At 70.3% G+C, this 20,739-nt stretch carries 21 protein-coding genes and 1 pseudogene; 5 read left to right on the top strand and 17 right to left on the bottom strand.

Annotated features, from left to right (window positions below):
• Nucleotides 1–103: 103 nt before the first annotated feature.
• The 3 genes from AB0J04_RS18205 to AB0J04_RS18195 all read left to right on the top strand — a co-directional run bounded on the left by AB0J04_RS18205 (nucleotide 104) and on the right by AB0J04_RS18195 (nucleotide 2,391).
• Nucleotides 104–652 carry a DUF1697 domain-containing protein gene (locus AB0J04_RS18205; RefSeq protein ID WP_363169468.1) on the top strand — a complete coding sequence of 183 codons (549 nt, stop codon included), beginning with the start codon at nucleotides 104–106 and terminating at the stop codon, nucleotides 650–652.
• Between the two features lie 72 nt (nucleotides 653–724).
• Entirely contained in the window at nucleotides 725–1,756 is a 1,032-nt protein-coding gene (locus AB0J04_RS18200; protein WP_363169467.1) for a 2-dehydropantoate 2-reductase N-terminal domain-containing protein, read from the top strand.
• Nucleotides 1,757–1,782: 26 nt separating this feature from the next.
• Nucleotides 1,783–2,391, top strand: coding sequence for a TIGR03086 family metal-binding protein (locus AB0J04_RS18195; protein ID WP_363169466.1), 609 nt, complete (start codon nucleotides 1,783–1,785; stop codon nucleotides 2,389–2,391).
• A gap of 267 nt (nucleotides 2,392–2,658) precedes the next feature.
• On the opposite strand, the gene AB0J04_RS18190 is transcribed toward AB0J04_RS18195, so the two are convergent.
• From AB0J04_RS18190 to AB0J04_RS18115, 16 genes are all read right to left on the bottom strand, one after another.
• Entirely contained in the window at nucleotides 2,659–3,411 is a 753-nt protein-coding gene (locus AB0J04_RS18190) for a sirohydrochlorin chelatase (RefSeq protein ID WP_363169465.1), read from the bottom strand.
• Nucleotides 3,412–3,418: 7 nt separating this feature from the next.
• A complete protein-coding gene (locus tag AB0J04_RS18185) occupies nucleotides 3,419–4,333 on the bottom strand; it encodes an ABC transporter permease (RefSeq protein ID WP_363169464.1) in 915 nt (304 codons plus the stop codon).
• Nucleotides 4,320–5,132, bottom strand: a complete 813-nt coding sequence (locus AB0J04_RS18180) for an ABC transporter ATP-binding protein (protein ID WP_363169463.1) — start codon at nucleotides 5,130–5,132, stop codon at nucleotides 4,320–4,322. Before AB0J04_RS18180 ends, AB0J04_RS18185 begins: the two co-directional genes overlap by 14 nt.
• Before the next feature lie 11 nt (nucleotides 5,133–5,143).
• The gene (locus tag AB0J04_RS18175) at nucleotides 5,144–6,265 is read right to left on the bottom strand and encodes an aliphatic sulfonate ABC transporter substrate-binding protein (protein ID WP_363169462.1); all 1,122 of its coding nucleotides are present in this window, start codon (nucleotides 6,263–6,265) and stop codon (nucleotides 5,144–5,146) included.
• 235 nt (nucleotides 6,266–6,500) lie between these two features.
• Nucleotides 6,501–7,835 carry a GTP-binding protein gene (locus AB0J04_RS18170; RefSeq protein WP_363169461.1) on the bottom strand — a complete coding sequence of 445 codons (1,335 nt, stop codon included), beginning with the start codon at nucleotides 7,833–7,835 and terminating at the stop codon, nucleotides 6,501–6,503.
• A gap of 2 nt (nucleotides 7,836–7,837) precedes the next feature.
• The gene (gene cysD / locus AB0J04_RS18165; RefSeq protein ID WP_363169460.1) at nucleotides 7,838–8,779 is read right to left on the bottom strand and encodes a sulfate adenylyltransferase subunit CysD; all 942 of its coding nucleotides are present in this window, start codon (nucleotides 8,777–8,779) and stop codon (nucleotides 7,838–7,840) included.
• Entirely contained in the window at nucleotides 8,776–9,312 is a 537-nt protein-coding gene (cysC, locus tag AB0J04_RS18160) for an adenylyl-sulfate kinase (RefSeq protein ID WP_363169517.1), read from the bottom strand. Before cysC ends, cysD begins: the two co-directional genes overlap by 4 nt.
• 68 nt (nucleotides 9,313–9,380) lie before the next feature.
• On the bottom strand, nucleotides 9,381–10,091 hold the full coding sequence (locus AB0J04_RS18155; RefSeq protein ID WP_363169459.1) for a phosphoadenylyl-sulfate reductase: 711 nt from the start codon (nucleotides 10,089–10,091) through the stop codon (nucleotides 9,381–9,383).
• On the bottom strand, nucleotides 10,088–10,267 hold the full coding sequence (locus tag AB0J04_RS18150) for a hypothetical protein (RefSeq protein WP_351909278.1): 180 nt from the start codon (nucleotides 10,265–10,267) through the stop codon (nucleotides 10,088–10,090). The genes AB0J04_RS18155 and AB0J04_RS18150 overlap by 4 nt, the downstream gene beginning before the upstream one ends.
• Nucleotides 10,264–11,961, bottom strand: coding sequence for a nitrite/sulfite reductase (locus AB0J04_RS18145; RefSeq protein WP_363169458.1), 1,698 nt, complete (start codon nucleotides 11,959–11,961; stop codon nucleotides 10,264–10,266). Before AB0J04_RS18145 ends, AB0J04_RS18150 begins: the two co-directional genes overlap by 4 nt.
• 127 nt (nucleotides 11,962–12,088) lie before the next feature.
• Nucleotides 12,089–12,172, bottom strand: coding sequence for a putative leader peptide (locus AB0J04_RS18140; RefSeq protein ID WP_309486338.1), 84 nt, complete (start codon nucleotides 12,170–12,172; stop codon nucleotides 12,089–12,091).
• A gap of 149 nt (nucleotides 12,173–12,321) precedes the next feature.
• Nucleotides 12,322–12,894, bottom strand: coding sequence for a GNAT family N-acetyltransferase (locus tag AB0J04_RS18135; protein WP_363169457.1), 573 nt, complete (start codon nucleotides 12,892–12,894; stop codon nucleotides 12,322–12,324).
• 17 nt (nucleotides 12,895–12,911) lie between these two features.
• Nucleotides 12,912–14,240 carry a hypothetical protein gene (locus tag AB0J04_RS18130; RefSeq protein WP_363169456.1) on the bottom strand — a complete coding sequence of 443 codons (1,329 nt, stop codon included), beginning with the start codon at nucleotides 14,238–14,240 and terminating at the stop codon, nucleotides 12,912–12,914.
• Nucleotides 14,241–14,406: 166 nt separating this feature from the next.
• Nucleotides 14,407–15,699, bottom strand: coding sequence for a GAF domain-containing protein (locus AB0J04_RS18125; RefSeq protein WP_363169455.1), 1,293 nt, complete (start codon nucleotides 15,697–15,699; stop codon nucleotides 14,407–14,409).
• A complete protein-coding gene (locus tag AB0J04_RS18120; RefSeq protein ID WP_363169454.1) occupies nucleotides 15,693–15,818 on the bottom strand; it encodes a hypothetical protein in 126 nt (41 codons plus the stop codon). Before AB0J04_RS18120 ends, AB0J04_RS18125 begins: the two co-directional genes overlap by 7 nt.
• Before the next feature lie 211 nt (nucleotides 15,819–16,029).
• Nucleotides 16,030–17,679 (bottom strand): acyl-CoA dehydrogenase family protein, encoded by a 1,650-nt coding sequence (locus tag AB0J04_RS18115; protein ID WP_363169453.1) that lies wholly within the window; start codon nucleotides 17,677–17,679, stop codon nucleotides 16,030–16,032.
• 123 nt (nucleotides 17,680–17,802) lie between these two features.
• On the opposite strand from AB0J04_RS18115, the gene AB0J04_RS18110 reads away from it, so the two are divergent.
• Nucleotides 17,803–18,975 (top strand): YihY/virulence factor BrkB family protein, encoded by a 1,173-nt coding sequence (locus tag AB0J04_RS18110; RefSeq protein ID WP_363169452.1) that lies wholly within the window; start codon nucleotides 17,803–17,805, stop codon nucleotides 18,973–18,975.
• A 109-nt stretch (nucleotides 18,976–19,084) separates the two neighbouring features.
• Here AB0J04_RS18110 and AB0J04_RS18105 read toward each other — a convergent pair.
• A pseudogene (locus AB0J04_RS18105) lies at nucleotides 19,085–19,829 on the bottom strand (NmrA family transcriptional regulator); the annotation flags it as partial.
• 134 nt (nucleotides 19,830–19,963) lie between these two features.
• Between AB0J04_RS18105 and AB0J04_RS18100 the strand changes: the two are divergent.
• A complete protein-coding gene (locus AB0J04_RS18100) occupies nucleotides 19,964–20,650 on the top strand; it encodes a helix-turn-helix domain-containing protein (protein ID WP_363169451.1) in 687 nt (228 codons plus the stop codon).
• Nucleotides 20,651–20,739 lie beyond the last annotated feature (89 nt).

Raw genomic sequence — 20,739 nt, 5'->3', positions numbered from 1 at the left:
CGCCCTCCCCTCGCTCGATCGGTGTTCCTGGCCGCCTGCCCGCCCCGACGGGCGGCCGTCGAGTCCACCCCCATGGGGCACGACGGCGGCTTAGGGTGTGCGGATGACGACGACGTACGCGGCACTGCTGCGCGGCATCAACGTGGGCGGCAGCAGGAAGGTCCCGATGGCCGAGCTGCGCACCGTGTTGGAGGGGCTCGGCCTCGGCGACGTGCGCACCTACCTCCAGAGCGGCCAGGCCGTCTTCTCCTGCGCACACGGCGACGAGGAGATTCTCGCCGCCGAGCTCACGGCGGCGATCGAGAAACACTTCGGCTTCGTCGTCGACGTGATCGTGCGCGATCACGCGTTTCTGAAAGCGGTTGCCGAAGCCTGTCCGTACCCGGCTGCCGAGCTGGAGGCCAAGCAACTCCACGTCACCTACTTCTCCGTCCCCGTCGACGAGGAGCGTTACGCCGGGATCGACCGCGCCGCCTTCCTTCCCGAGGAGTTCCGCCTCGGCGACCGCGTCCTGTACCTGTACACCCCCGACGGCCTCGGCCGTTCCAAGCTCGCCGAGCAACTGTCCAGGCCCCGCGTGCACAAGGGCCTCGTCGCCACGACCCGGAACTGGAACACCGTCGTCAAGCTGGTGGAGCTGACGGCGCCCTGAGCGGCCGATCCGGCCGGAGGCTTCTCCCACGTGGGTGAGAGGGCGAGCACACGGCTGTGCGAGGCTCGTCCCATGCGTTACATCATCATCGGGGCAGGGGCGGTCGGGGGCACGGTCGGAGGACGGCTGGCCGAAGCGGGGCAGGAGGTCGTGCTGGTCGCGCGGGGCGCGCACCGGGCGGCACTCGCGGAGGGCGGACTGCGGCTCAGGGTTCCGGACGGCGAGCTGACCCACCGCCTCCCCGTGGTCGACGGACCGGGCGAGCTCGGCACACTGCGCGCCGACGACGTCCTCGTCCTCGCCGTCAAGACCCAGGACGGCGAGGCGGCACTCCAGGCCTGGGGCCCGGCCCCGGTCGAAGGTGGGGGCACGGCGGCCGAGCGGCTGCCGCTGGTCTGCGCGCAGAACGGAGTCGAGGGCCCGCGGCTGGCCCTGCGCCGCTTCCGGCACGTCTACGGCGTCTGCGTCTGGCTGCCCTCGACCCACGTCGAACCCGGCGTCGTCTCCGCCGCCGGCGCCCCGCTGACCGGCATCCTCCACCTCGGCCGGTACCCGCACGGCACCGACGACACCGCCCGCCGGATCGCGGCCGACCTGGAGAAGGCGCACTTCGAGGCGCCGGTCGTACCGGACGTCTCCCGCTGGCAGTACGCGAAACTGCTGTCCAACCTGGGAAACGCCCTGGAAGCGGTTACCGGACCGATCGGCGACCCAGCGGCCGTGGCGCTGTTCGAACGGGTCCGGGCTGAAGGCGCGACCGTGCTCGAGGCGGCCGGGATCGTCTGTGTGGGCGCCGAGGAACAGCGGGCGGCACGCGGCGACAAGGTCACCCTCGTCCCGCTCGACGACGCCCCGCGCGGCGGCGGCTCCTCCTGGCAGTCCCTCAGCCGCGGCGCCGGCAGCATCGAGGCCGACTACCTCAACGGAGAGATCGCGCTTCTCGGCCGTCTGCACGGCGTGCCGACCCCGCTGAACGAACTGCTGCAGCGCCTGGCGAACGAGTTCGCCCAGGAGCGGAGGGCGCCCGGATCCCTGCCGCTGCCGGAGCTGATCCGCCTGGCCGACGACGCTGTCGGCGCTGTCGCGTTTGTTCAAGAGCCCTGAGGGCGGCACTGCCTAGCGTGCGGTGCATGACGTACGACGAGATGCGCGAGACGCATCAGTACATGTCCGAATGCGCCGCCGAGGCGTCGCGCCTCGCGCGCGGTGTCCCGGCGGCACGGCTGAACGCCCCGACGCACTGCCCCGACTGGGATCTCCGGGCCCTGGTCAACCACTGGGTCCTCTACACCTCCCACGGCCTCGAGCACCGGGCCCTGCGCCGACAGCTCCCCGACGACCTGAGCGCCCGCGATTTCACCGCAGACCCGCAGTGGGCGAAGGCGTACGCCGACCAGCTCGACCGCGCGGTGACTGCCTGGGCGGACCCGGCCGTGTGGGAGGGCGAGGTCTCGCTGGGGACGGCCGCGGTGCCCGCCGCAGACATCGCCTCGATGCTCGTCAAGGAGCTGGCGGTGCACGGGTGGGACGTGGCCGTCGCGACCGGCCAGGAGCTGCGTGTCTCGGACGACGCGGCCGGCTTCGTCCTCGACGTCGTCGAACGGCACGCCGACCTCTACCGCCGGTACGACGGCTTCGCGGCTGCTCTGCCGGTCCCGGAGAACGCCCCGGTGTTCGAACGGGCGTTGGGCGCGAGCGGCCGGGATCCACGGCAGGGCGCTGTCCGAGGGCACGGTTGATCCGCCCTGCTCGCGACATGCGGGTCGGCCGACGTCAGTCGGGTCGCTCCATCGTCCGCGTAGACGGCGCGAGCCTTCCGGGAGACGGTTCCCGGCGATGATGTGACCGGCCGGTGCCGGAAGCTTCGTCGTGGGCCTGGGGAACCAGCGCGGCAAAGGAGCGATCTGACGTCGCCGTTGCCTCGTTGCCTCGTTGCCTCGTTGCCTCGTTGCCTCGTTGCCTCGTTGCCGCCCCGCCGTCGCGCCCCGCCAGCGCCCCGTCGTCGCTCAGGCGCCGACAGCCGCCAGCGCCGGTGTTCGCGCCGAGTCGTACCGCTCCAGCAGCGCCCGCGCCACCTCCGGCGCCGGTCCCAGCACGTCCGCGAGCACGTCCGCCTCGGCCGCGCCCCGCGCGATGCGGTCCGGCAGGAAACCGGGGGCCAGGACGTACGGGGCGACGGCGACCCGCGAGCACCCCAGCGCCCGCAGTTCGCGGACCGCGTCCTCGGTGCGCGGAAGAGATGCGGAGGCGAACGCGGGCCGCACGGCACACCAACCGGTGCGCCGCCACTCCCGCGCGATTTCTGCGATCACCGCGATCGCCTCCGGGTCCGTGGACCCCGCCGAGGCCAGCACGACCCCGGTCGAGGACTTGTCGGCGGGCGTCAACCCCGCCTCGTACAACCGTCGTTCGAGCGCGGCGAGCAACAGCGGCGACGGGCCGAGGACCTCGGCCTGTCGGATCCGCAGCTGCGGCGGCGCGTCCCGCAGGACCGCCGGGATGTCCGCCTTCGCGTGGAACGCGCGCGTCAGCAGCAGCGGCAGGGCCACGACGTCACGGACACCGCCCTCCGCCGCCAGCGACTCCAACACCCCGTGCACGGAAGGGATGTTGAAGTCGAGGAAACCGGTCTCCACGCGCAGCCCCGGCCGCAGCGACCGTACCCGCCGCACCAGGGCGTGGACGGTCGCCGCGTGTCGCGGATCGCGGCTGCCGTGGGCGATGACCACGAGCACGGGAGGAACCGGTTTCATGTGCATGGGACCGTCAGCTCTTCACCAGCAGACCACGGCTGCGCAGCACCCACCGCTCCAGCGGACTGAAGATCAGCAGGTCGATGGCGATGCCGACGAACAGGATCAGCAGGATCGCCTCGAACACCATCGACATGTCACTGGCGTTGCGGCCGTTCTCCAGCAGCTGACCGAGACCGACGCCGAGATCGGGGAAGGACGCGATGATCTCCGCCGCCATCAGCGAACGCCAGGAGAACGCCCAGCCCTGCTTCAGACCCGCCACGTACCCCGGCAGCGCGGCCGGCAACGTGATGTGAACGGTTCCCTTCAGACCCGTGGCACCCATCGTGCGGCCCGCCCGCAGAAACAGCGGCGGTACCTGGTCGACGCCGGACACCAGTCCGTTGGCGATGGACGGCACCGCGCCGAGCAGGATCACCGCGTACATCATCGAGTTGTTCAGACCCAGCCACAGCACGGCCGGCGGCACCCACGCCACCGACGGCAGCGACTGCAGTCCGGACAGGATCGGGCCGATCGCCGCCCGCACGAACTTCACCCGCGCCACCAGCAGACCCAGCGGCGTGCCGATCGCCAGGGCGAAGAGGAAGCCGAGCAGACCGCGCGACACGCTGGTCCAGATGTAACCGAGCAGCTTGCCCTCGAGCCAGGCGGCCTGGATCGTCCGCCCGACGTCCAGGGGCGAGACCAGCTTGGTCGGGTCGTCGACCGTCTTGAAGGTGATCTGCCAGACGACCAGCAGCAGCGCGGTCGCGATGATCGGCGGCAGGATCTTGTCGACGAAGGTCCGCCGGAACGGGGTACGGCCGACGGGCGTGACCACGTCCAGCGCGTCGAGCCCCGCCTCCACCCCGGCCAGCTCGGTGGTAACCGCCTTCGTCACGGTTGTCTTCGACTCCGTCGTCTTCGTCTCAGTGCTGGCCATGACGGCGGATCTCCCCACGCAGGACTTCGGTGATCTCGATGGACAGTTCCGCCACGGGGGCGTCTTCGATCCGGCGCGGCTGCGGGATGTCGACCGTCCACTCACGCGCCACCCGGCCGGGCCGGGAGGACAGCAGGACCACGCGCTGCGCGAGCCGCACCGCCTCGCGCACGTTGTGCGTGACGAAGAGGACGGACAGCCCCGTCTCCTCCCAGATCCGGGTCAGCTCGTCGTGCAGCACGTCCCGCGTGATGGCGTCCAGCGCCGCGAACGGCTCGTCCATCAGCAGGATGTTGCTCTCCTGTGCCAGCGCGCGGGCCATCGCCACGCGCTGCCGCATACCGCCGGAAAGCTCATGCACACGCTTTCCGTACGCGCCCTTCAGCCGCACCAGCTCGAGGAGTTCCTCGGCCTTGGCACGCCGCTCGGGCTTCGCGACTCCCCTGAGCTTCAGAGCGAGTTCGATGTTCTTGCCCGCGGTCAGCCACGGGAAGAGGGCGTGCTCCTGGAACATCAGCGCCGGACGGCCGTCCGTCGTGATGGAGCCGGAGGAGGGCTGGTCGAGCCCCGCCACCAGGTTCAGCAGCGTGGACTTGCCGCAGCCCGAGGCCCCCAGGAGGGTGACGAACTCGCCGGGAGCGACATCGAGGGTGATGTCGTCCAGGACGAGTTGCTGCCCGCCCGGTCCCGCGAAGGACTTCGAGACGTGGTCAAGGCGCGCCGCGTACTCCACGGACTCGGTGGGCTCGGCGGCCTTGGCGAGGGTCGTGCTCATGGTCGTCACCTCCTGGGAACTCATCGGGACTTCGGTCAGCCGACGCCGAGGCCGGCGTCGTCGACCGTGGACTCGCCCTCGGCCTTGAGGACCTTGTTCAGGATCGTCAGGTCGTAGATGCCCTTGAGGTCGGGCTTCTCCAGCAGGCCGGCCTTGACCGCGTGATCGGCCTCGGTGTTGAGGGTGGCGGCCAGCGGGTCGTCGATGAACTGGATCGACGTCCACGCCGGGTCCAGCACCTCGGTCGGCAGCGCCTTGCCGGAGTCGACCGCCAGCTGCCTGTTCGCCGCGGCCTTGGCCTCCGCCGGGTTGGCGTTGATCCACTTGTTGGTCTCGACCGAGCCCTTCAGCACGGCCTCGACGACCTTCGGGTGCTCCGTGAGGAACTTCTGCGACACGATGATGTTCGTGATCACGAACTTCTTGTCGGGCCACAGCGACGCCTCGTCGAGCAGCACCTTGCCGCCCTCGGCGACCAGCTTCGACGCGGTGGGCTCCGGCACCCAGGCGCCGTCGAGGGAACCGGCCTTGAACGCGTCGGGCGTCACCTTGTTGTCACTGCGGACGACGGTGACGTCGCCCTTGCCGCTCTGCGCGTCGACCTTCCAGCCCTGTTCCGCGATCCAGTTCAGAAACGCCACATCCTGTGTGTTTCCGAGCTGAGGCGTGGCGATCTTCTTGCCCTTGACGTCCTTGAGGGACTTGATCTTGTCCGGGTTGACGACGAGCTTCACGCCGCCGGACGCCGAACCGCCGATGATGCGCAGGCTCTTGCCGTCGGACTTGGTGTAGCCGTTGATCGCCGGGGAGGGGCCGATCCAGCCGATGTCGATGGAACCGGCGTTCAGCGCCTCGATCTCGGACGGCCCCGCGTTGAAGGTCGCGTACGACGCCTTGGTGGCGCCCAGTGCCTTCTGGAAGATGCCCTGCTCACGACCGACCAGCGCGGTTCCGTGCGTCAGGTTGCCGAAGTAGCCGATCTTGACGGTGTCGAGTCCGTCGATCTTCTGCGATCCGGCGGCGACCTGTTCGTCGGCGTTGTCGTCCTTGGCCTCGGAGCCGTAACCGCAGGCGGCGAGGGCGAGCAGCGGAAGGGCCGCTGCGGCGGCCATGCCGCGGCGAAGAAGAGCGGAGCGGGCGGGGCGATTGGCAGGCACGGGAGGGGTTCCTCTCGTTGGCCCGGCGGTCACGGTCTTTCAGGTCGTGGCCGGGAAATCGGCAAAGGGTTTTCGTCGCTTCCGGGACGTCGGGTGGGGGGAGAGGGCGCGCATGCAGTGCGCGTACGTCAGAGTGCACATCGCGCCACCCCGCCCTGCCCGCTGCCGAGGGCGCCGCTGCCGACACGGCCGCCCTCTTTCGCGAACGTCGAGTAGAAATCGGTTGTGGTCATGTTCAGAAATCCCAACCGTCCTCGTCGGAATCGTCCTTGACCGGCTCCGGCGACGCGAACGACTCGCCGACCATGCCCGCGGTGAGCGTCGTGCCGTCGGCCGGATCGATCAGGATGAACGATCCTGTGCGCCGCGAGTCTGCGTAGGAATCGACCGGAAGCGGCTGCGCGGTACGGATCTTCACGCGGCCGATGTCGTTGGCGACGAGCTGTCCCGGGTGCGGGTGCAGGGACAGGTCGTCGAGCGTGAGACGGGACGGGATGTCCTTGACGATCGCCTTGACCGTGCGCGTGCCGTGCTTGATCAGCACCCGGTGTCCGACGGTCAGCGGCTGGTCGGCGACGTGGCACACGGTCGCCTCGACGTCCTGGGTGGTGGCCGGCGCGTCCTTGGTGGGCACGATCAGGTCGCCGCGCGAGATGTCGACGTCGTCCGCCAGCAGCACGGTGACCGACTGGGTCGTCCACGCCACGTCCACCGGCTCGCCCAGCAGGTCGATGCCGGAGATCGTCGAGGTACGGCCGGACGGCAGCACCGTCACCGGGTCGCCCACCCGGAACGTGCCGGCCGCGATCTGACCCGCGTACCCCCGGTAGTCCGGGTGCTCGGCGGTCTGCGGCCGGATCACGTACTGCACGGGAAGACGCGCGTGGCAGTGCGCCAGGTCGTGACTTACCGGAACCGTTTCCAGGTGTTCCAGGAAGGTCGGGCCGCCGTACCAGTCCATGACCGCGGACGGCTCGACGACATTGTCCCCGGCGAGCGCGGAGATGGGGATCGCGGTGATCTCCGGGACGCCCAGCTCGCTCGCGTACGCCGTGAACTCCTCGGCGATCGCCGCGAACACCGACTCCTGATAGTCGACCAGGTCCATCTTGTTGACGGCCAGGACGACGTGCGGAACCCGGAGCAGAGCCGCGATCGCCGCGTGCCGACGGGTCTGTTCCACCACACCGTTGCGCGCGTCCACCAGGATCACGGTCAGTTCGGCGGTGGAGGCGCCGGTGACCATGTTGCGCGTGTACTGCACGTGTCCGGGGGTGTCGGCGAGGATGAAACGGCGGCGCGGGGTGGCGAAGTAGCGGTAGGCGACGTCGATCGTGATGCCCTGCTCGCGCTCGGCCCGCAGACCGTCGGTGAGCAGCGCGAGGTCGGGCGCCTCCTGGCCGCGGCTGGCCGAAGCGCGTTCCACGGCCTCCAACTGGTCGGTGAGGATCGACTTGGAGTCGTGCAGCAACCGGCCGACGAGGGTGGACTTGCCGTCGTCGACGGAGCCGGCGGTGGCGAAGCGCAGCAGGGTGGTGGCCGAGAGCTCCTCGGCGGTGATCGTGGTCATGGTTAGAAGTACCCCTCGCGCTTGCGGTCTTCCATCGCGGCCTCGGACATCTTGTCGTCGGCGCGGGTGGCGCCGCGCTCGGTGAGGCGGGAGGCGGCGATCTCGGCGATGACGTCGTCGAGCGTGACGGCGTCGGAGTCGACGGCGCCGGTGCAGGACATGTCGCCGACGGTCCGGTAACGCACGAGGCGCTTCTCCACGGTCTCGCCGTCCTTGGGGCCGCCCCACTCGCCGGCGGTCAGCCACATGCCGGCGCGCTGGAACACCTCCCGCTCGTGCGCGAAGTAGATCTCCGGCAGCTCGATGCCCTCGCGGTCGATGTACTGCCACACGTCGAGCTCGGTCCAGTTGGACAGCGGGAAGACGCGGACGTGCTCACCGGGTGCGTGGCGTCCGTTGTAGAGGTTCCACAGCTCCGGGCGCTGGCGGCGCGGGTCCCACTGGGAGAACTCGTCGCGCAGCGAGAAGACGCGTTCCTTCGCGCGTGCCTTTTCCTCGTCGCGACGGCCGCCGCCGAAGACCGCGTCGAACTTCTCCGACTGGATCTTCTCGGTGAGGGGAAGCGTTTGCAGCGGGTTTCTGGTGCCGTCGGGACGCTCGCGCAGGGCGCCGCGGTCGATGTACTCCTGCACGGAGGCGACGTGCAGGCGCAGCCCGTGGGCGGTGATCACCCGGTCGCGGTAGTCGAGGACCTCGGGGAAATTGTGTCCGGTGTCCACGTGCAGCAGCGAGAAGGGGATCGCCGCGGGGGCGAACGCCTTCAGCGCCAGGTGCAGCATGACGATGGAGTCCTTGCCGCCGGAGAACAGGATCACCGGGTTCTCGAACTCGCCCGCCACCTCGCGGAAGATGTGCACCGCCTCGGACTCCAGCGAGTCCAGGTGGCTCAGGGCGTACGGGCTGGCCGTGCTGCCCTCCTCGGCCTTGGCGACGGTCGTCGTCATGCCAGTCCCCTCTCGCTGAGCAGCGCGTACACCGACGCCGCGGACTCCTGCACGGTCTGGTCCTGGGACTGGATCCGCAGATCGGGCGACTCGGGCGACTCGTAGGGGTCGTCGACCCCGGTGAGCCCGGTCAGCTCGCCCGCCGCCTGCTTGGCGTACAGACCCTTCACATCGCGGACGGAGCACACCTCGACCGGGGTCGCCACGTGCACCTCCAGGTAAGCGGTTCCGCTCTCCTGATGCCGCTTGCGCACGGCCTCCCGGCTGTCGGCGTAGGGCGCGATCACCGGGACGAGCGCCGTGACGCCGTTGCGGGCGAGAAGTTCGGCGAGGAAACCGATGCGCTGCACGTTGGTGTGCCGGTCCTCGCGGCTGAAACCGAGACCGGCGGAGATGAACTCGCGGATCTCGTCGCCGTCGAGCACCTCGACGCGGTGGCCCTCCTCACGCAGCCGGCCGGCCAGCTCGTACGCGATGGTGGTCTTGCCGGCACTCGGCAGACCCGTGAGCCAGACGGTGGCTCCGGTCGTCACGTGGTTCTCCCGGTTCGTAGAAGTGGGGATGGGGACGCGGGTGTTCGGGGAAGTCGCGGTCATGGCGGTCAGCCGTGCAGCCCGCACTCGGTCTTCGCGCGCCCCGCCCAGCGGCCGGCGCGCGCGTCCTCGCCATCGAGGACCCGACGGGTGCAGGGGGCGCAGCCGACGGACGCGTAACCGTCCATCAACAGGGGGTTGGACAGTACGCCGTGCTCGGTGATGTAGGCATCGACGTCGTCCTGGGTCCAGCGGGCGATTGGCGAGATCTTGACCTTCTGCCGCTTCTCGTCCCAGCCGACGACCGCTGTGTCGGCCCGGGTGGGCGACTCGTCGCGCCGCAGGCCGGTGGCCCAGGCGCGGTAGCCCCGCAGCCCCTCCTCCAACGGCTGCACCTTGCGCAACTTGCAGCACAGGTCCGGGTCGCGGTCGTGCAACTTCGGCCCGTACTCGGCGTCCTGCTCGGCGACCGTCTGACGCGGGGTGAGCGTGATGACGTTGACGTCCATCACGGCCTCGACCGCGTCCCGGGTGCCGATGGTCTCGGGGAAGTGGTAACCGGTGTCGAGGAACACGACGTCCACGCCCTTCAGGACACGGGACGCCAGATGCGCGACCACGGCGTCCTCCATGGAGGACGTCACGCAGAACTGCTTGCCGAAGGTGTCCACCGCCCACTGGAGGATCTCCAGGGCGGAGGCCTCCTCCAGGTCGCGGCCCGCCTGCTCGGCCAGCGCCTTCAACTCGTCGGTCGTACGGCCTTCCTGAACGGTGGTCATATCGCGTCCCCTCCCGGTTCGGTGCGCTGAACGCCCCGGGCGAGCAGCCCGAGGAACTTCAGCTGGAATGCGCGGTTGCATGCCGCGCATTCCCAGGCGCCGTGACCCTGCTCGTTCGGACGCAGGTCCTCGTCGCCGCAGTAGGGGCAGTAGAAAGGGGCGGCCCGCTCGCTCATGAGAGGGCCTCCTCGCTGGCACGCGAAGCCCAGACGGCGAACCGCTCGCCGTCCTCGCGCTCGTCCTGGAACCGCTTCAGCACACGTTCCACGTAGTCCGGCAGCTCGTCCGAGGTGACCTTCAGACCACGGACCTTGCGGCCGAAACCGGCTTCCAGACCGAGCGCTCCGCCCAGGTGGACCTGGTAGCCCTCGACCTGCTCGCCCTGGTCGTCGAGGACCAGCTGGCCCTTGAGACCGATGTCCGCGACCTGGATCCGGGCGCAGGCGTTCGGGCAGCCGTTGATGTTGATGGTGATCGGCTCGTCGAACTCCGGGATGCGGCGCTCCAGTTCGTCGATCAGGGAGGAACCGCGCTGCTTGGTCTCGACGATGGCGAGCTTGCAGTACTCGATGCCGGTGCAGGCCATCGTGCCGCGCCGGAACGGGGAGGGCTTGGCGGTCAGGTCCAGCGCCTCGAGCGCCTCGACCAGCGACTCGACCTGCGCCTCCTCGACATCGAGGACGATCATCTTCTGCTCGACGGTGGTACGGACCCGGCCCGAGCCGTGCGCCTCCGCGAGCTCCGCGATCTTCGTCAGGGTCGCGCCGTCCACCCGGCCGACACGCGGAGCGAAACCGATGTAGAAACGGCCGTCCTTCTGGCGGTGCACCCCGACGTGGTCGCGCCAGCGGGCGATCGGCTGGTCAGGGGCCGGACCGTCGGCCAGCTCGCGCTTGAGGTACTCGTCCTGAAGCACCTGGCGGAACTTCTCCGGACCCCAGTCCGCGACCAGGAACTTCAACCGGGCGCGGGTGCGCAGCCGCCGGTAACCGTAATCACGGAAGATCGAGATGACGCCCTCGTAGACGTCCGGGACCTCGTCCAGCCCGACCCAGGCGCCGAGCCGGACACCGATCTTGGGGTTGGTGGACAGACCGCCGCCGACCCAGACGTCGAACCCGGGGCCGTGCTCGGGGTGGTTCACGCCGACGAACGCGATGTCGTTGATCTCGTGCGCCACGTCGAGCAGCGGCGAGCCGGAGATCGCGGACTTGAACTTGCGCGGCAGGTTCGAGAAGGCCTTGTTGCCGATGATCCGCCGCTGGATCTCCTCGATGGCGGGGGAGCCGTCGATGATCTCGTCCTCGGCGATGCCGGCCACGGGCGAGCCGATGACCACGCGAGGGGTGTCACCGCAGGCCTCGGTCGTGGACAGGCCGACCGCCTCGAGGCGGTTCCAGATCTCGGGCACGTCCTCGATGCGGATCCAGTGGTACTGGATGTTCTGCCGGTCGGTGATGTCGGCGGTGCCGCGGGCGAACTCCTGCGAGATCTCGCCGATCACCCTCAGCTGCTCGGTGGTGAGCCGGCCGCCGTCGATGCGCACGCGCAGCATGAAGTACTTGTCGTCCAGCTCCTCCGGCTCCAGGATCGCGGTCTTGCCGCCGTCGATCCCGGGCTTGCGCTGGGTGTACAGGCCCCACCAGCGCATACGGCCGCGCAGGTCGTTGGGGTCGATCGAGTCGAAGCCCCGCTTGGAGTAGATCGTCTCAATGCGTGTCCGCACGTTGAGACCGTCGTCGTCCTTCTTGAACTGCTCGTTGCCGTTGAGCGGGGTGAAGTGTCCCGCTGCCCACTGGCCCTCACCACGGTGACGGCTCACCTTGCGGCGGGGAGTCGCGGCGGCAGGGTTCTGCGGGGTGGCGGCCATGGTTGATACGTCCTTCGGGACAGACGGGAAGCGGCTCTGACCTGCGCGTGCGAGTGCGCATGGGAGAACAGGTGCGCGTCATTGCGCAGCGGGGGATCTGCGGGGATGTCGGCGGTGCTGGGGCTCGTCAGCTCGCCGGACAGATGGCGCTGGACATGCGGCCGAGGTCGACGTGCCGCCGACTCACCAAGGCAATTCCAGTTCCGGACATGACGAAAGCGTGTCAGGCGATCTGGACACAGTCCAGCTTCGTCCGCGATGCGGACACCCTTGTCCCGGTATGTGAGACGAGCGTGTCCTCGATCACATGCTCCGCGCTGCCTCTTGTCCGCGCAGGTCAGAACGGCTAGGAGCGCCGGGTCAGACGGGGAACGCGCCCGGCCAGGGGCCCGGCGCGGACACCTCGCGCTGTTCCTCGACCTCGGTGTCGAACAGCTTGAAACCGCGTCGCCGGTAGTTGTCCATCGCGTGTTCGCCGTCCAGGCTGCAGGTGTGCAGCCACACCCGCTTGGTCCCCGGCAGCCCGGGCCAGCGGTCCGTGAGGTCCCAGGCTCGCGCTGCGCCGTACGACAGCAGGTGCCCGCCGATGCGCCGCCCGCGGAAGGCCGGGAGCAGACCGAAGTAGACGATCTCTACGGCACCGTCGTCCTGCGGCTCCAGCTCCACGTACCCGGCCGGTGTCCCCCGGTCGTATGCGACCCAGGTCTCGACCCCGGGGCGTTCCAGGTGCTCCTGCCACTGCGCGTACGTCCAGCGCAGCCGGTCGATCCAACGGATGTCCCCGCCGACGGACGCGTACAGGAAACGACTGAACTCCGGGGAGGGGACCTCGGAGCGTACGATCCGGACGTCTCCCTCGGGCGCGGCGGCCGGAAGGAGGTCGGTCGGGTCGGTCTGCTCCAGGGACCAGGTGGTCACGGGGATGTTGGTCATGCCCGCCAGGGAATCATCTACTTCGTCGTTCTGTCGATCGAGGCCAGCGGCAGCGCGAAGAGCACCCGTCCCGACTGGGTCCAGACCTCGCCGGTCGCCGCCCAGTAGGAAAGGGACTCGGTCTGCGTACTCCAGCAGCTGTGTGTTTCCTCGCTGCCGCACACCGCGGCGCTCGAACCGTCGGCCTTGCCGTTCTCGTCGCCGTCCGTCGTGCCGACGGTCTGCCGCCACAGCGTCCCGTGCTCGTCCTTCGGGCCGGCGGCGCGGGTCACGTACCAGGCCGAGCCGTAGGACAGCACGCCGCGTACGCCGGTCACGCTCGTCTCGTACGCCTCCGAGGCAGCCACCTGCCCGGTCGTGCCCGCGGCGAGCAGCCCCTCGCGCCCGGGCAGGGTGCTGAAGGGGTAGCTCCACAGACGGGCGCCCCGGTCGCCCTCGTCGAGGGTCCACTCCCCGGCCACCAGGCTGTCCGGCACCGTGCTTCGGTCCAGGGAAACGGTTGCGGGATGGGGGGCGTCGGATTCGTCGCTCAGCTCGTAGGAGCCGATGGCCGGCAGTACGAAGCGGTAACCGTTTGCCGACCAGCCGCCCGGCACCCGGCCGACCGCGTCGTCGGTGACCGTGGCGCGCTGGATGCGGTTCATGTCGTACACATAGAGCGCGGACCGGTCCCCGTCGTCGGCGGTGACCAGCAGCTTGTCCTGGTACCAGACCATCCCGGAGACATGGGAGACCAGCCCCCGGTAGTCCCGGCCGTCGCCGACCGGGACGGCGAGCAGCGCCCAGGTGTAGGAGAGACGGTCCGGATCGCCCGCGTTCACGAAGCCGACCCGGGCCAGCCCGCGGTCGGCCACCGTGCCGCCGCTGCGCGACCAGCCGGAGAGAATCACCCGGTTCGCGCCCCAGACTCCGTCGTCGTCCGCGTCTCCCGACGTGGTGACCGCGCCCGGCTGCCAGCCCTCGGTGTCGTCCGTGTTCCAGCAGTACGCACGCGTGGCCACGGGGGAGAGGGGCAGGGCCTTGCGTTCGGCTGCCGAGCAGTCGATCGCGTCCCGCAGGGTGCGGTCGGCGCTCTCCAGCACAGCGCCGACGCCGACCGGTTGCCCCATCCCCGTGGCGAGCCGGTCCAGGGAGGCCTGCGGCACCAGGTTTTCCGTCAGCCGCAGTTTCCCGGTCTCGGACGATGTCGTAAGCGGTTTCAGACCCCCGGGCCCGTCGTCGGTCACCGTCGCCTGGGAAACGCTGACCACGGTGGCGGCAGCGGTGAGCGCGAGAGCGGTTCCGGACAGGAACGCCCGCAGTGCCCTGCCTCTCCTGCGCCGGCGATGTCGGCCGCGTTGCTTCATTTGTCCTCCCGAGGCGGGCCAACTGCGCCTGTTGATCCGTACGTTGACCGAGGAGCAGGTGGGGTGACCCGTAGGGGGATGCTACGGCAGTCGACTGCCGCAGAGGGCGAAGACCCCGCAAATATGCGGAAGACACCGAGGGAAGAACTCGGATGAAGCATTGTTGCTAGGGTGTCGACATCCGGTTTCGCACCACCGCGGGCGCGGTCGAATGGGGCAACAGACCCTTCGGATCGGCCGGAAGGAGCACCTCGACCTCGGCATCCTCGCAGAAACGATACGGCCGGTGCTCCAGGAAACCCCCGAGATACCGCCGCACCCGGGACACCTCCGCTCGCACCGTCACCGTACGGCCCGAGTCGCCGAACATGTCCTCGGCCAGGCCCGCCGCGCTGCGGCCGCCTTGGTGCGCCGCCAGCAGATACAGCAACTCGGCGTGCCGCGGACTGAGTTCGCGCGACCAGGATCCCGCGTCCCCCGACACGGTCACCGACCAGCGTCTGGGCCGGGTCAGGTCCAGCACGATCCGGGTCGCGCCGCGCGCCGGCGGCTCGGCGGCCTCGTCCACCGACCGCACCAGCCAGCCACCGGCCAGCGGCTCGATCACGCACAGCCCCAGCGTCGGCAGCCACCGGCGGCCCGCGGACGGCGACTTGGGCAGCGCGATCCGGCTCGCGTACGGCATCCCGGTCACCGCCGCCGTCCAGCCGTCCCCGTCCACCGCCGCCGCCCGGCCGCCGAGCCGGGCCAGCACCGGCGCCGCCACCGCACGGAGCCGCTCCAGCGAACTCACGTGCTTCTCGCGCAGCCTGGACTCCGCGAGCTTCGACACCGAGTCGACCCAGGCCAGCGTGGCCGGATGCATCGTCTCCAGCGGCCCGCTGACGTCGACCACACCGAGCAGCCGACCGTTGCGCGGGTCGGTGATCGGTGCGCCCGCGCAGGTCCAGGTCGCGTGCGAACGCACGAAGTGCTCGGCGGCGAACACCTGCACGGGGCGGCGCACCACCGCCGGAGTGCCCACGCCGTTGGTGCCGACCACGGCCTCACCCCAGTCCGCGCCCAGCTCGAAACCGAGCCCGTCGGCCTTGCGCAGCACAGGGTTGCAGCCCTCGCGCCACAGCACCCGGCCCTCGTCGTCGGCGACGACCATGATGTGGTGGGCGACGTCCGCGACCGACAGCAGCCCCTCGCGCAACACCGGCAGCACCTCGCGCAGCGGCGACTCCTCCCGCCGTCGCCGCACCTCGTCGGAGCTGAGCAGGCCCGCTCTGAAATCGTGCTCGGGGTCGACGCCGCTGCGCAGCATCCGCTCCCAGGACTGCTCGATCACGGGCCGCGGGGCGACGCGCGCCCGCTGCCCGGCCAGCCGGGCGTCGCGCACCTCGTTGAGCACCCGCGCCGCCCGCGCGGCGTCGACGGCCGCCAACTGCGGCACGTTCATCGCTTGCATCACCACTGGGCCTCCCGGGGAGCACCGGCGGACAACCGGATGTCAAGCTCCTGCGCCAATTGTTTCCGGTCGTATCCGAAGGTCTTGCCGAAGGTCTTGTTGAAGGCCCCCATCTTGCCGTCCACGTATGCCGGAGGGGCACAGTCCCGTCACAACCGCCGACAAGTTGCAACCCCCTGCAACCCTGGTGAACATCCACAGGCTGTTTGAAACTTGAGTCAAGCCGTCCCGAGCGGCGATTCTGGCCTCGCAGGGCCATTGCGGCGGGGGTGGTGCCGTGTCGGCGCAGCACCACCCCCGCTTCCTGCCGCCGCAGGTTTCTCCAGGTCACAGCGGTCACGGCCGAGGTTCGGCCCGTTCGACGATCGCCGCCAGGTCAAGACTGTGGGGCAACGTCCCGAAGGCCAGCCCCCCGTCCCCGCCCAGCCGCGAGGCGCAGAACGCGTCGGCGACCTCGGGCGGCGCGAATCGTACGAGCAGCGCACCCTGGAGCACCAGGGCGAACCGCTCCGCCAGCCGCCGGGCCCGTCCCTCGACGCCGTCCAGATCGGCCAGCTCCGTCAGCAGGCCCTTGATCGCCCCGTCCAGCCGGTGGTCCGCCCCGCGCGCCCGGCCCACCTCCTGGAGATAGGCGTTCAGCGCCTGCGGCTCCCGCTGAAGCGCCCGCAGCACGTCCAGCGCCTGGACGTTGCCGGCGCCCTCCCAGACCGAGTTCAGCGGCGACTCCCGCACCAGCCGGGGCATCCCCGACTCCTCCACGTAACCGTTTCCCCCCAGGCACTCCGACGCCTCCACCGCCACTGGCGCACAGCGCTTGGTCACCCAGTACTTGGCCGCCGGAACCGCGATCCGCAGCAGCGCCCGCTCCTGCTCGCTCCCGTCGTCGTAGGCCGCCGCGAGCCGCAGCGCGAGCGTGGTCGCCGCCTCCGACTCCAGTGCGAGATCGGCCAGAACATTGCGCATCAACGGCTTGTCGACGAGCTTTCCGCCGAACGCCGCACGGTAGGTGCAGTGGTGGATCGCCTGCGCCACCGCCTGCCGCATCAGCCCCGCCGATCCGATCACGCAGTCCAGCCGGGTCGCCGCGACCATGTCGATGATGGTGCGCACCCCGCGCCCCTCCGCACCGACCGGGCGCGCCCACGTCCCGTCGAACTCGACCTCGCCGGAGGCGTTGGACCGGTTTCCCAGCTTTTCCTTCAGCCGCTGGAGACGGAAGACGTTACGGGTACCGTCTTCGAGAACGCGCGGCACGAGGAAACACGTGAGCCCGCCGGCGCCCTTCGACGGGGCCGCCTGCGCCAGCACCAGGAAACCGTCCGACATGGGCGCCGAACAGAACCACTTGTGCCCGGTCAGCTCGTACGCGCCGTCCTCGGCCAGCGGAGTGGCGACCGTCGTGTTCGCCCGTACGTCGCTGCCGCCCTGTTTCTCCGTCATCGCCATCCCGAACAACGCCCCGGCCTTCAGCCGGGCCGGCCGCAGCACACGGTCGTAGACCGTGGACGTCAGCCGGGGCTCCCACTCCGCGGCCAGCTCCGGATCGGCGCGCAGCGCGGGCACCGCCGCGTGGGTCATCGACAGCGGACAGCAGTTGCCCGCATCGACCTGCGTCCACACGAGGAAACCCGCCGCGCGCCGCACATGCCCGCCCGGCCGTGCCCAGGCATCCGTCAGATGCGCCCCGACGCCCTTGCCGAGCAGCCGGTGCCACGCCGGATGGAAGTCGACCTCGTCGACGCGATGCCCGTAACGGTCGTGCGTGCGCAGTCTCGGCGGGTGCTCGTCGGCCTGCACCGCCCACTCCTGCACCTGCGCGGACCCGGCCGCCGACCCGAGCACCGACAGCTCGTCGCGCGCCCCGGCGAGCAGCGCCGGATCCAAGTGCCGTTCCACGGCATCCACCAGCGCCCGGTCGGCGCCGTAGACGTCGTACCCGGTCAGGGGCGGGGGCTGGTTGGTCACGGTGTGCGTGCTGCCTGCCATGGCCCGAACCTACCCCTGGGTACGGCGGTCATGGCCACCCGGAGCCCGCGCGCCGCTCCCCGGCCCGGAGAAGCAGCCTCGCCGAAGGTGAGTGCAGCCCCGAACGGCGGATACCTTTAAGGCGTGCAGCCAGCAAGTCAGTCACCCGAGCAACCCGGGAGCCCCACCGGGCGTCTCCACCGGGCGCGTGCCCTTTACCGGAACGTCTCCAAGCGCCGGACCGCCTGGTTGCTGTTGAAGGACACCGTCAACTCCTGCATCGAGTACCGCATCCTCGGACTCGCCGCAGAAGCCGCTTTCTTCACGTTGCTGTCCGTGCCTCCGCTCCTGCTCAGCCTCATCGGCCTGCTCGGCTACGTAGACGACTGGACCGGCACCGACACCATCACCAGCCTGGAGTCCAACCTCCTGGACGCCTCGCGCAGGGTCCTCTCCGACAAAGGCGTGAGCCAGATCGCCCAGCCGATCCTCGACGACGTCATGAAGGGCGGCCGCCCCGATGTCATCTCCATAGGTTTCCTGTTCGCGCTGTGGTCCGGATCGCGCGCGGTGAACGTTTTCATCGACACCATCACCGTGATGTACGGCCTCGACGGCGTGCGTGGCATCGTCAAGACCCGGTTGGTGGCGTTCCTGCTGTTCGTCGCGGCACTGCTGATCGGCTCGGTGGCGCTGCCGCTGATGGTCGCCGGGCCGGACGCGGTGGTGCGGATCCTGCCCTGGTCGACGACCGTGGTGCAGGTCCTGTACTGGCCGGTCGTGATCATCCTCTCCATCGCGTTTCTGACCACGCTCTACCACGTTTCCGTTCCCGTGCGCTCTCCGTGGATCGAGGACGTGCCCGGCGCGCTCGTCGCCCTCGCCATGTGGGTGCTCGGCAGTTTCCTGCTGCGCATCTACCTGACGAACACGATCGAGGGCGCATCCATCTACGGCTCGCTCGCGGCCGCCGTCGCCGTGATGCTGTGGATCGGCGTGTCCGCCTTCGCCGTGCTGGTCGGCGCCGCCGTCAACGCCGCGATCGACCGGGTCTGGCCGGCCGCCGCGACGGCCGCGGCCCGCGCCGCCAACGAACGGCTGCGGGAGGAGGAGGCCGCGGAGTACGTCGCCCGTATGGCAGCGGCCCGCTCCTACGAGGACGACGATCCGGACGACCCCGACATGCCCTCCGAGTTCCCCGAGCGGTGGTCCCGGTTTCTTCCGCCGGAGGATGTGACGGGGCGGTTCCGGACGCAGGTGAAGAGCTCTCCGAAGGGGAACGGCGCGAACGGGGAGGAACACCCGCGCGAGCAGTGAGCATCGAGGGGCAGTGAGCGGGGACTGGGCTCGACGCGGGTGAGCCCTTGCGACGGGACCTCGGAGCGGGAATCCCGGAGGGCGCGTGCCCGGGACGCCGGCGCTGTGCCTTCCGGACGCCCGCCCCCGCCGCCTCCCTCGCGAACTCCGCGAAGTCACGCGCCTCGCGTCCGAGCACCTCTTGGACGCCTTCGGAGAGATGGGCGTTGCGCCCGTCGAGGGGCGAGTCGAACAGATCCACCAGGAACGCGACTTCCTCCCCAGGCACCCCGAACCCCGTCGGTCGCTCGCCGTACTGACGTGCCGCCACCGGCGTGTACCTCAGCTCGCGCCCGGTCGCCCGTCCGACTTCCGTAACCGCTTCCCCAAACGTCAGCAGCCGCGGCCCGGACACGTCCAGCGCCTTCCCCGCGTACCGATCACCTGGAGTAAGCGTCTTCACCACCACATCTGCCGAATTCCCTCCACCAACGGCCCCTCACTGAAGTTCTGTGCGAACCACGAGGCCCGGACGACCGTCCAGTCCGCGCCCGACGCCCGCAGCGCCTCCTCGGTCGGCAGCGCCCGCTCCTCGCCCCGGGACGACAGCAGCACCAGCCGCCGCACCCCGAGCGCGACCGCCTCCGGGCCGGCCGCCCGACGGCGTCCGCCGCGTCCGGGGCGCCCACGTCGATCGGATACACCGGGTACGCCGCGTCGGCGCCGCGCAGGACGTCCGCCCACGTCGAACTGTCGTACCAGTCGAAGCCCTGGGCGCGCGAGGCCGCTCGCACTGTGAGCCCGGCCGCCTCGGCGGCCCGCGGCACGCGGCCGCCCGTACGACCGGACGCGCCGGTCACCACCACGGTCGTCAGGGTGGAAACCGGTTTCCGGCCGCAGGGCGGATGCTGTCGCTTCGCCGGGTGCGCCGGGCACCCGTCCCCGGAGAGCGGGGCCGGGTGCGGCTCCGTACCGGTGCCCCGGTTTCCGGCGGCGTAGCGTGGCATACGTGTATCAGGAGAAAGCCTCCTCCCGACTGGCCGGGGCGGTGCTGTGGACGAACACGCCGTCGTCGGCGCCCGGCGAGCGCGCCGCGCTTCCCGTGTTGCCCGACGGCTGCATGGACCTGCTGTGGAGTGAGGGCAGGCTGTTGGTCGCCGGACCCGACACCCGGCCCTACGTTCCCGCCGGGCCGCCCGTGTCCTGGGCGGGCATCCGCCTCTTCCCCGGCGCCGCGCCCGCTCTCCTCGGCGTGCCGGCTCATGAACTGCGCGACCGCCGCGTCGAGTTGGCAGATCTGTGGCCGGTGTCGGAGGTACGGCGACTGAGCGCTCGAATCGCCTCGGTGGCCCACCCGACGACGGCGCTGGAGTCGCTGGCGCTGGAGCGCGCACCCCGTCCCGACCCCGCGCTGCGTCGACTTGTCACCGCCCTCGCCGCCGGCCGAGCGGTGGCCGCCACCGCCGATGAACTCGGGCTAGGGGCACGTCAGTTGCAGCGCCGCTCGTTGGCCGCCTTCGGCTACGGCCCCAAGACGCTGGCCCGGATCCTGCGCCTGCAACGTGCTCTCGCGCTGGCCAGGGCCGGCGTGCCGTACGCGGACACGGCGGCCCGTGCCGGCTACGCCGATCAGGCCCATCTCTCCCGGGACGTAAGGGAGTTCACGGGTCTGACACTGAGCGAACTGCTGACCTAGTGCCGCGGCAGGCAACGTTCGCCCCGTCGCGACGCCCGGCACGCACTCTCGCCGCACCGGCCGAAAGCCCAAGTACGTCCAGTACGAGG

The organism is Streptomyces sp. NPDC050263, from assembly GCF_040655955.1.
In the GTDB taxonomy this organism is placed as follows: Bacteria; Actinomycetota; Actinomycetes; order Streptomycetales; family Streptomycetaceae; genus Streptomyces.
The sequence above is the reverse complement of the archived record's forward strand: the minus strand, read 5'-3'. Positions and strand labels throughout refer to the sequence as shown.

Excerpts from the sequence above, each read along its gene's own strand:
- AB0J04_RS18205 (WP_363169468.1), top strand. The coding sequence starts at position 104 with ATGACGACGACGTACGCGGCACTGCTGCGCGGCATCAACGTGGGCGGC.
- AB0J04_RS18200 (WP_363169467.1), top strand. The coding sequence starts at position 725 with ATGCGTTACATCATCATCGGGGCAGGGGCGGTCGGGGGCACGGTCGGA.
- AB0J04_RS18195 (WP_363169466.1), top strand. The coding sequence starts at position 1,783 with ATGACGTACGACGAGATGCGCGAGACGCATCAGTACATGTCCGAATGC.
- AB0J04_RS18190 (WP_363169465.1), bottom strand. The coding sequence starts at position 3,411 with ATGCACATGAAACCGGTTCCTCCCGTGCTCGTGGTCATCGCCCACGGC.
- AB0J04_RS18185 (WP_363169464.1), bottom strand. The coding sequence starts at position 4,333 with ATGGCCAGCACTGAGACGAAGACGACGGAGTCGAAGACAACCGTGACG.
- AB0J04_RS18180 (WP_363169463.1), bottom strand. The coding sequence starts at position 5,132 with ATGAGTTCCCAGGAGGTGACGACCATGAGCACGACCCTCGCCAAGGCC.
- AB0J04_RS18170 (WP_363169461.1), bottom strand. The coding sequence starts at position 7,835 with ATGACCACGATCACCGCCGAGGAGCTCTCGGCCACCACCCTGCTGCGC.
- cysD (WP_363169460.1), bottom strand. The coding sequence starts at position 8,779 with ATGACGACGACCGTCGCCAAGGCCGAGGAGGGCAGCACGGCCAGCCCG.
- AB0J04_RS18155 (WP_363169459.1), bottom strand. The coding sequence starts at position 10,091 with ATGACCACCGTTCAGGAAGGCCGTACGACCGACGAGTTGAAGGCGCTG.
- AB0J04_RS18150 (WP_351909278.1), bottom strand. The coding sequence starts at position 10,267 with ATGAGCGAGCGGGCCGCCCCTTTCTACTGCCCCTACTGCGGCGACGAG.
- AB0J04_RS18145 (WP_363169458.1), bottom strand. The coding sequence starts at position 11,961 with ATGGCCGCCACCCCGCAGAACCCTGCCGCCGCGACTCCCCGCCGCAAG.
- AB0J04_RS18140 (WP_309486338.1), bottom strand. The coding sequence starts at position 12,172 with ATGTCCGGAACTGGAATTGCCTTGGTGAGTCGGCGGCACGTCGACCTC.
- AB0J04_RS18135 (WP_363169457.1), bottom strand. The coding sequence starts at position 12,894 with ATGACCAACATCCCCGTGACCACCTGGTCCCTGGAGCAGACCGACCCG.
- AB0J04_RS18130 (WP_363169456.1), bottom strand. The coding sequence starts at position 14,240 with ATGAAGCAACGCGGCCGACATCGCCGGCGCAGGAGAGGCAGGGCACTG.
- AB0J04_RS18115 (WP_363169453.1), bottom strand. The coding sequence starts at position 17,679 with ATGGCAGGCAGCACGCACACCGTGACCAACCAGCCCCCGCCCCTGACC.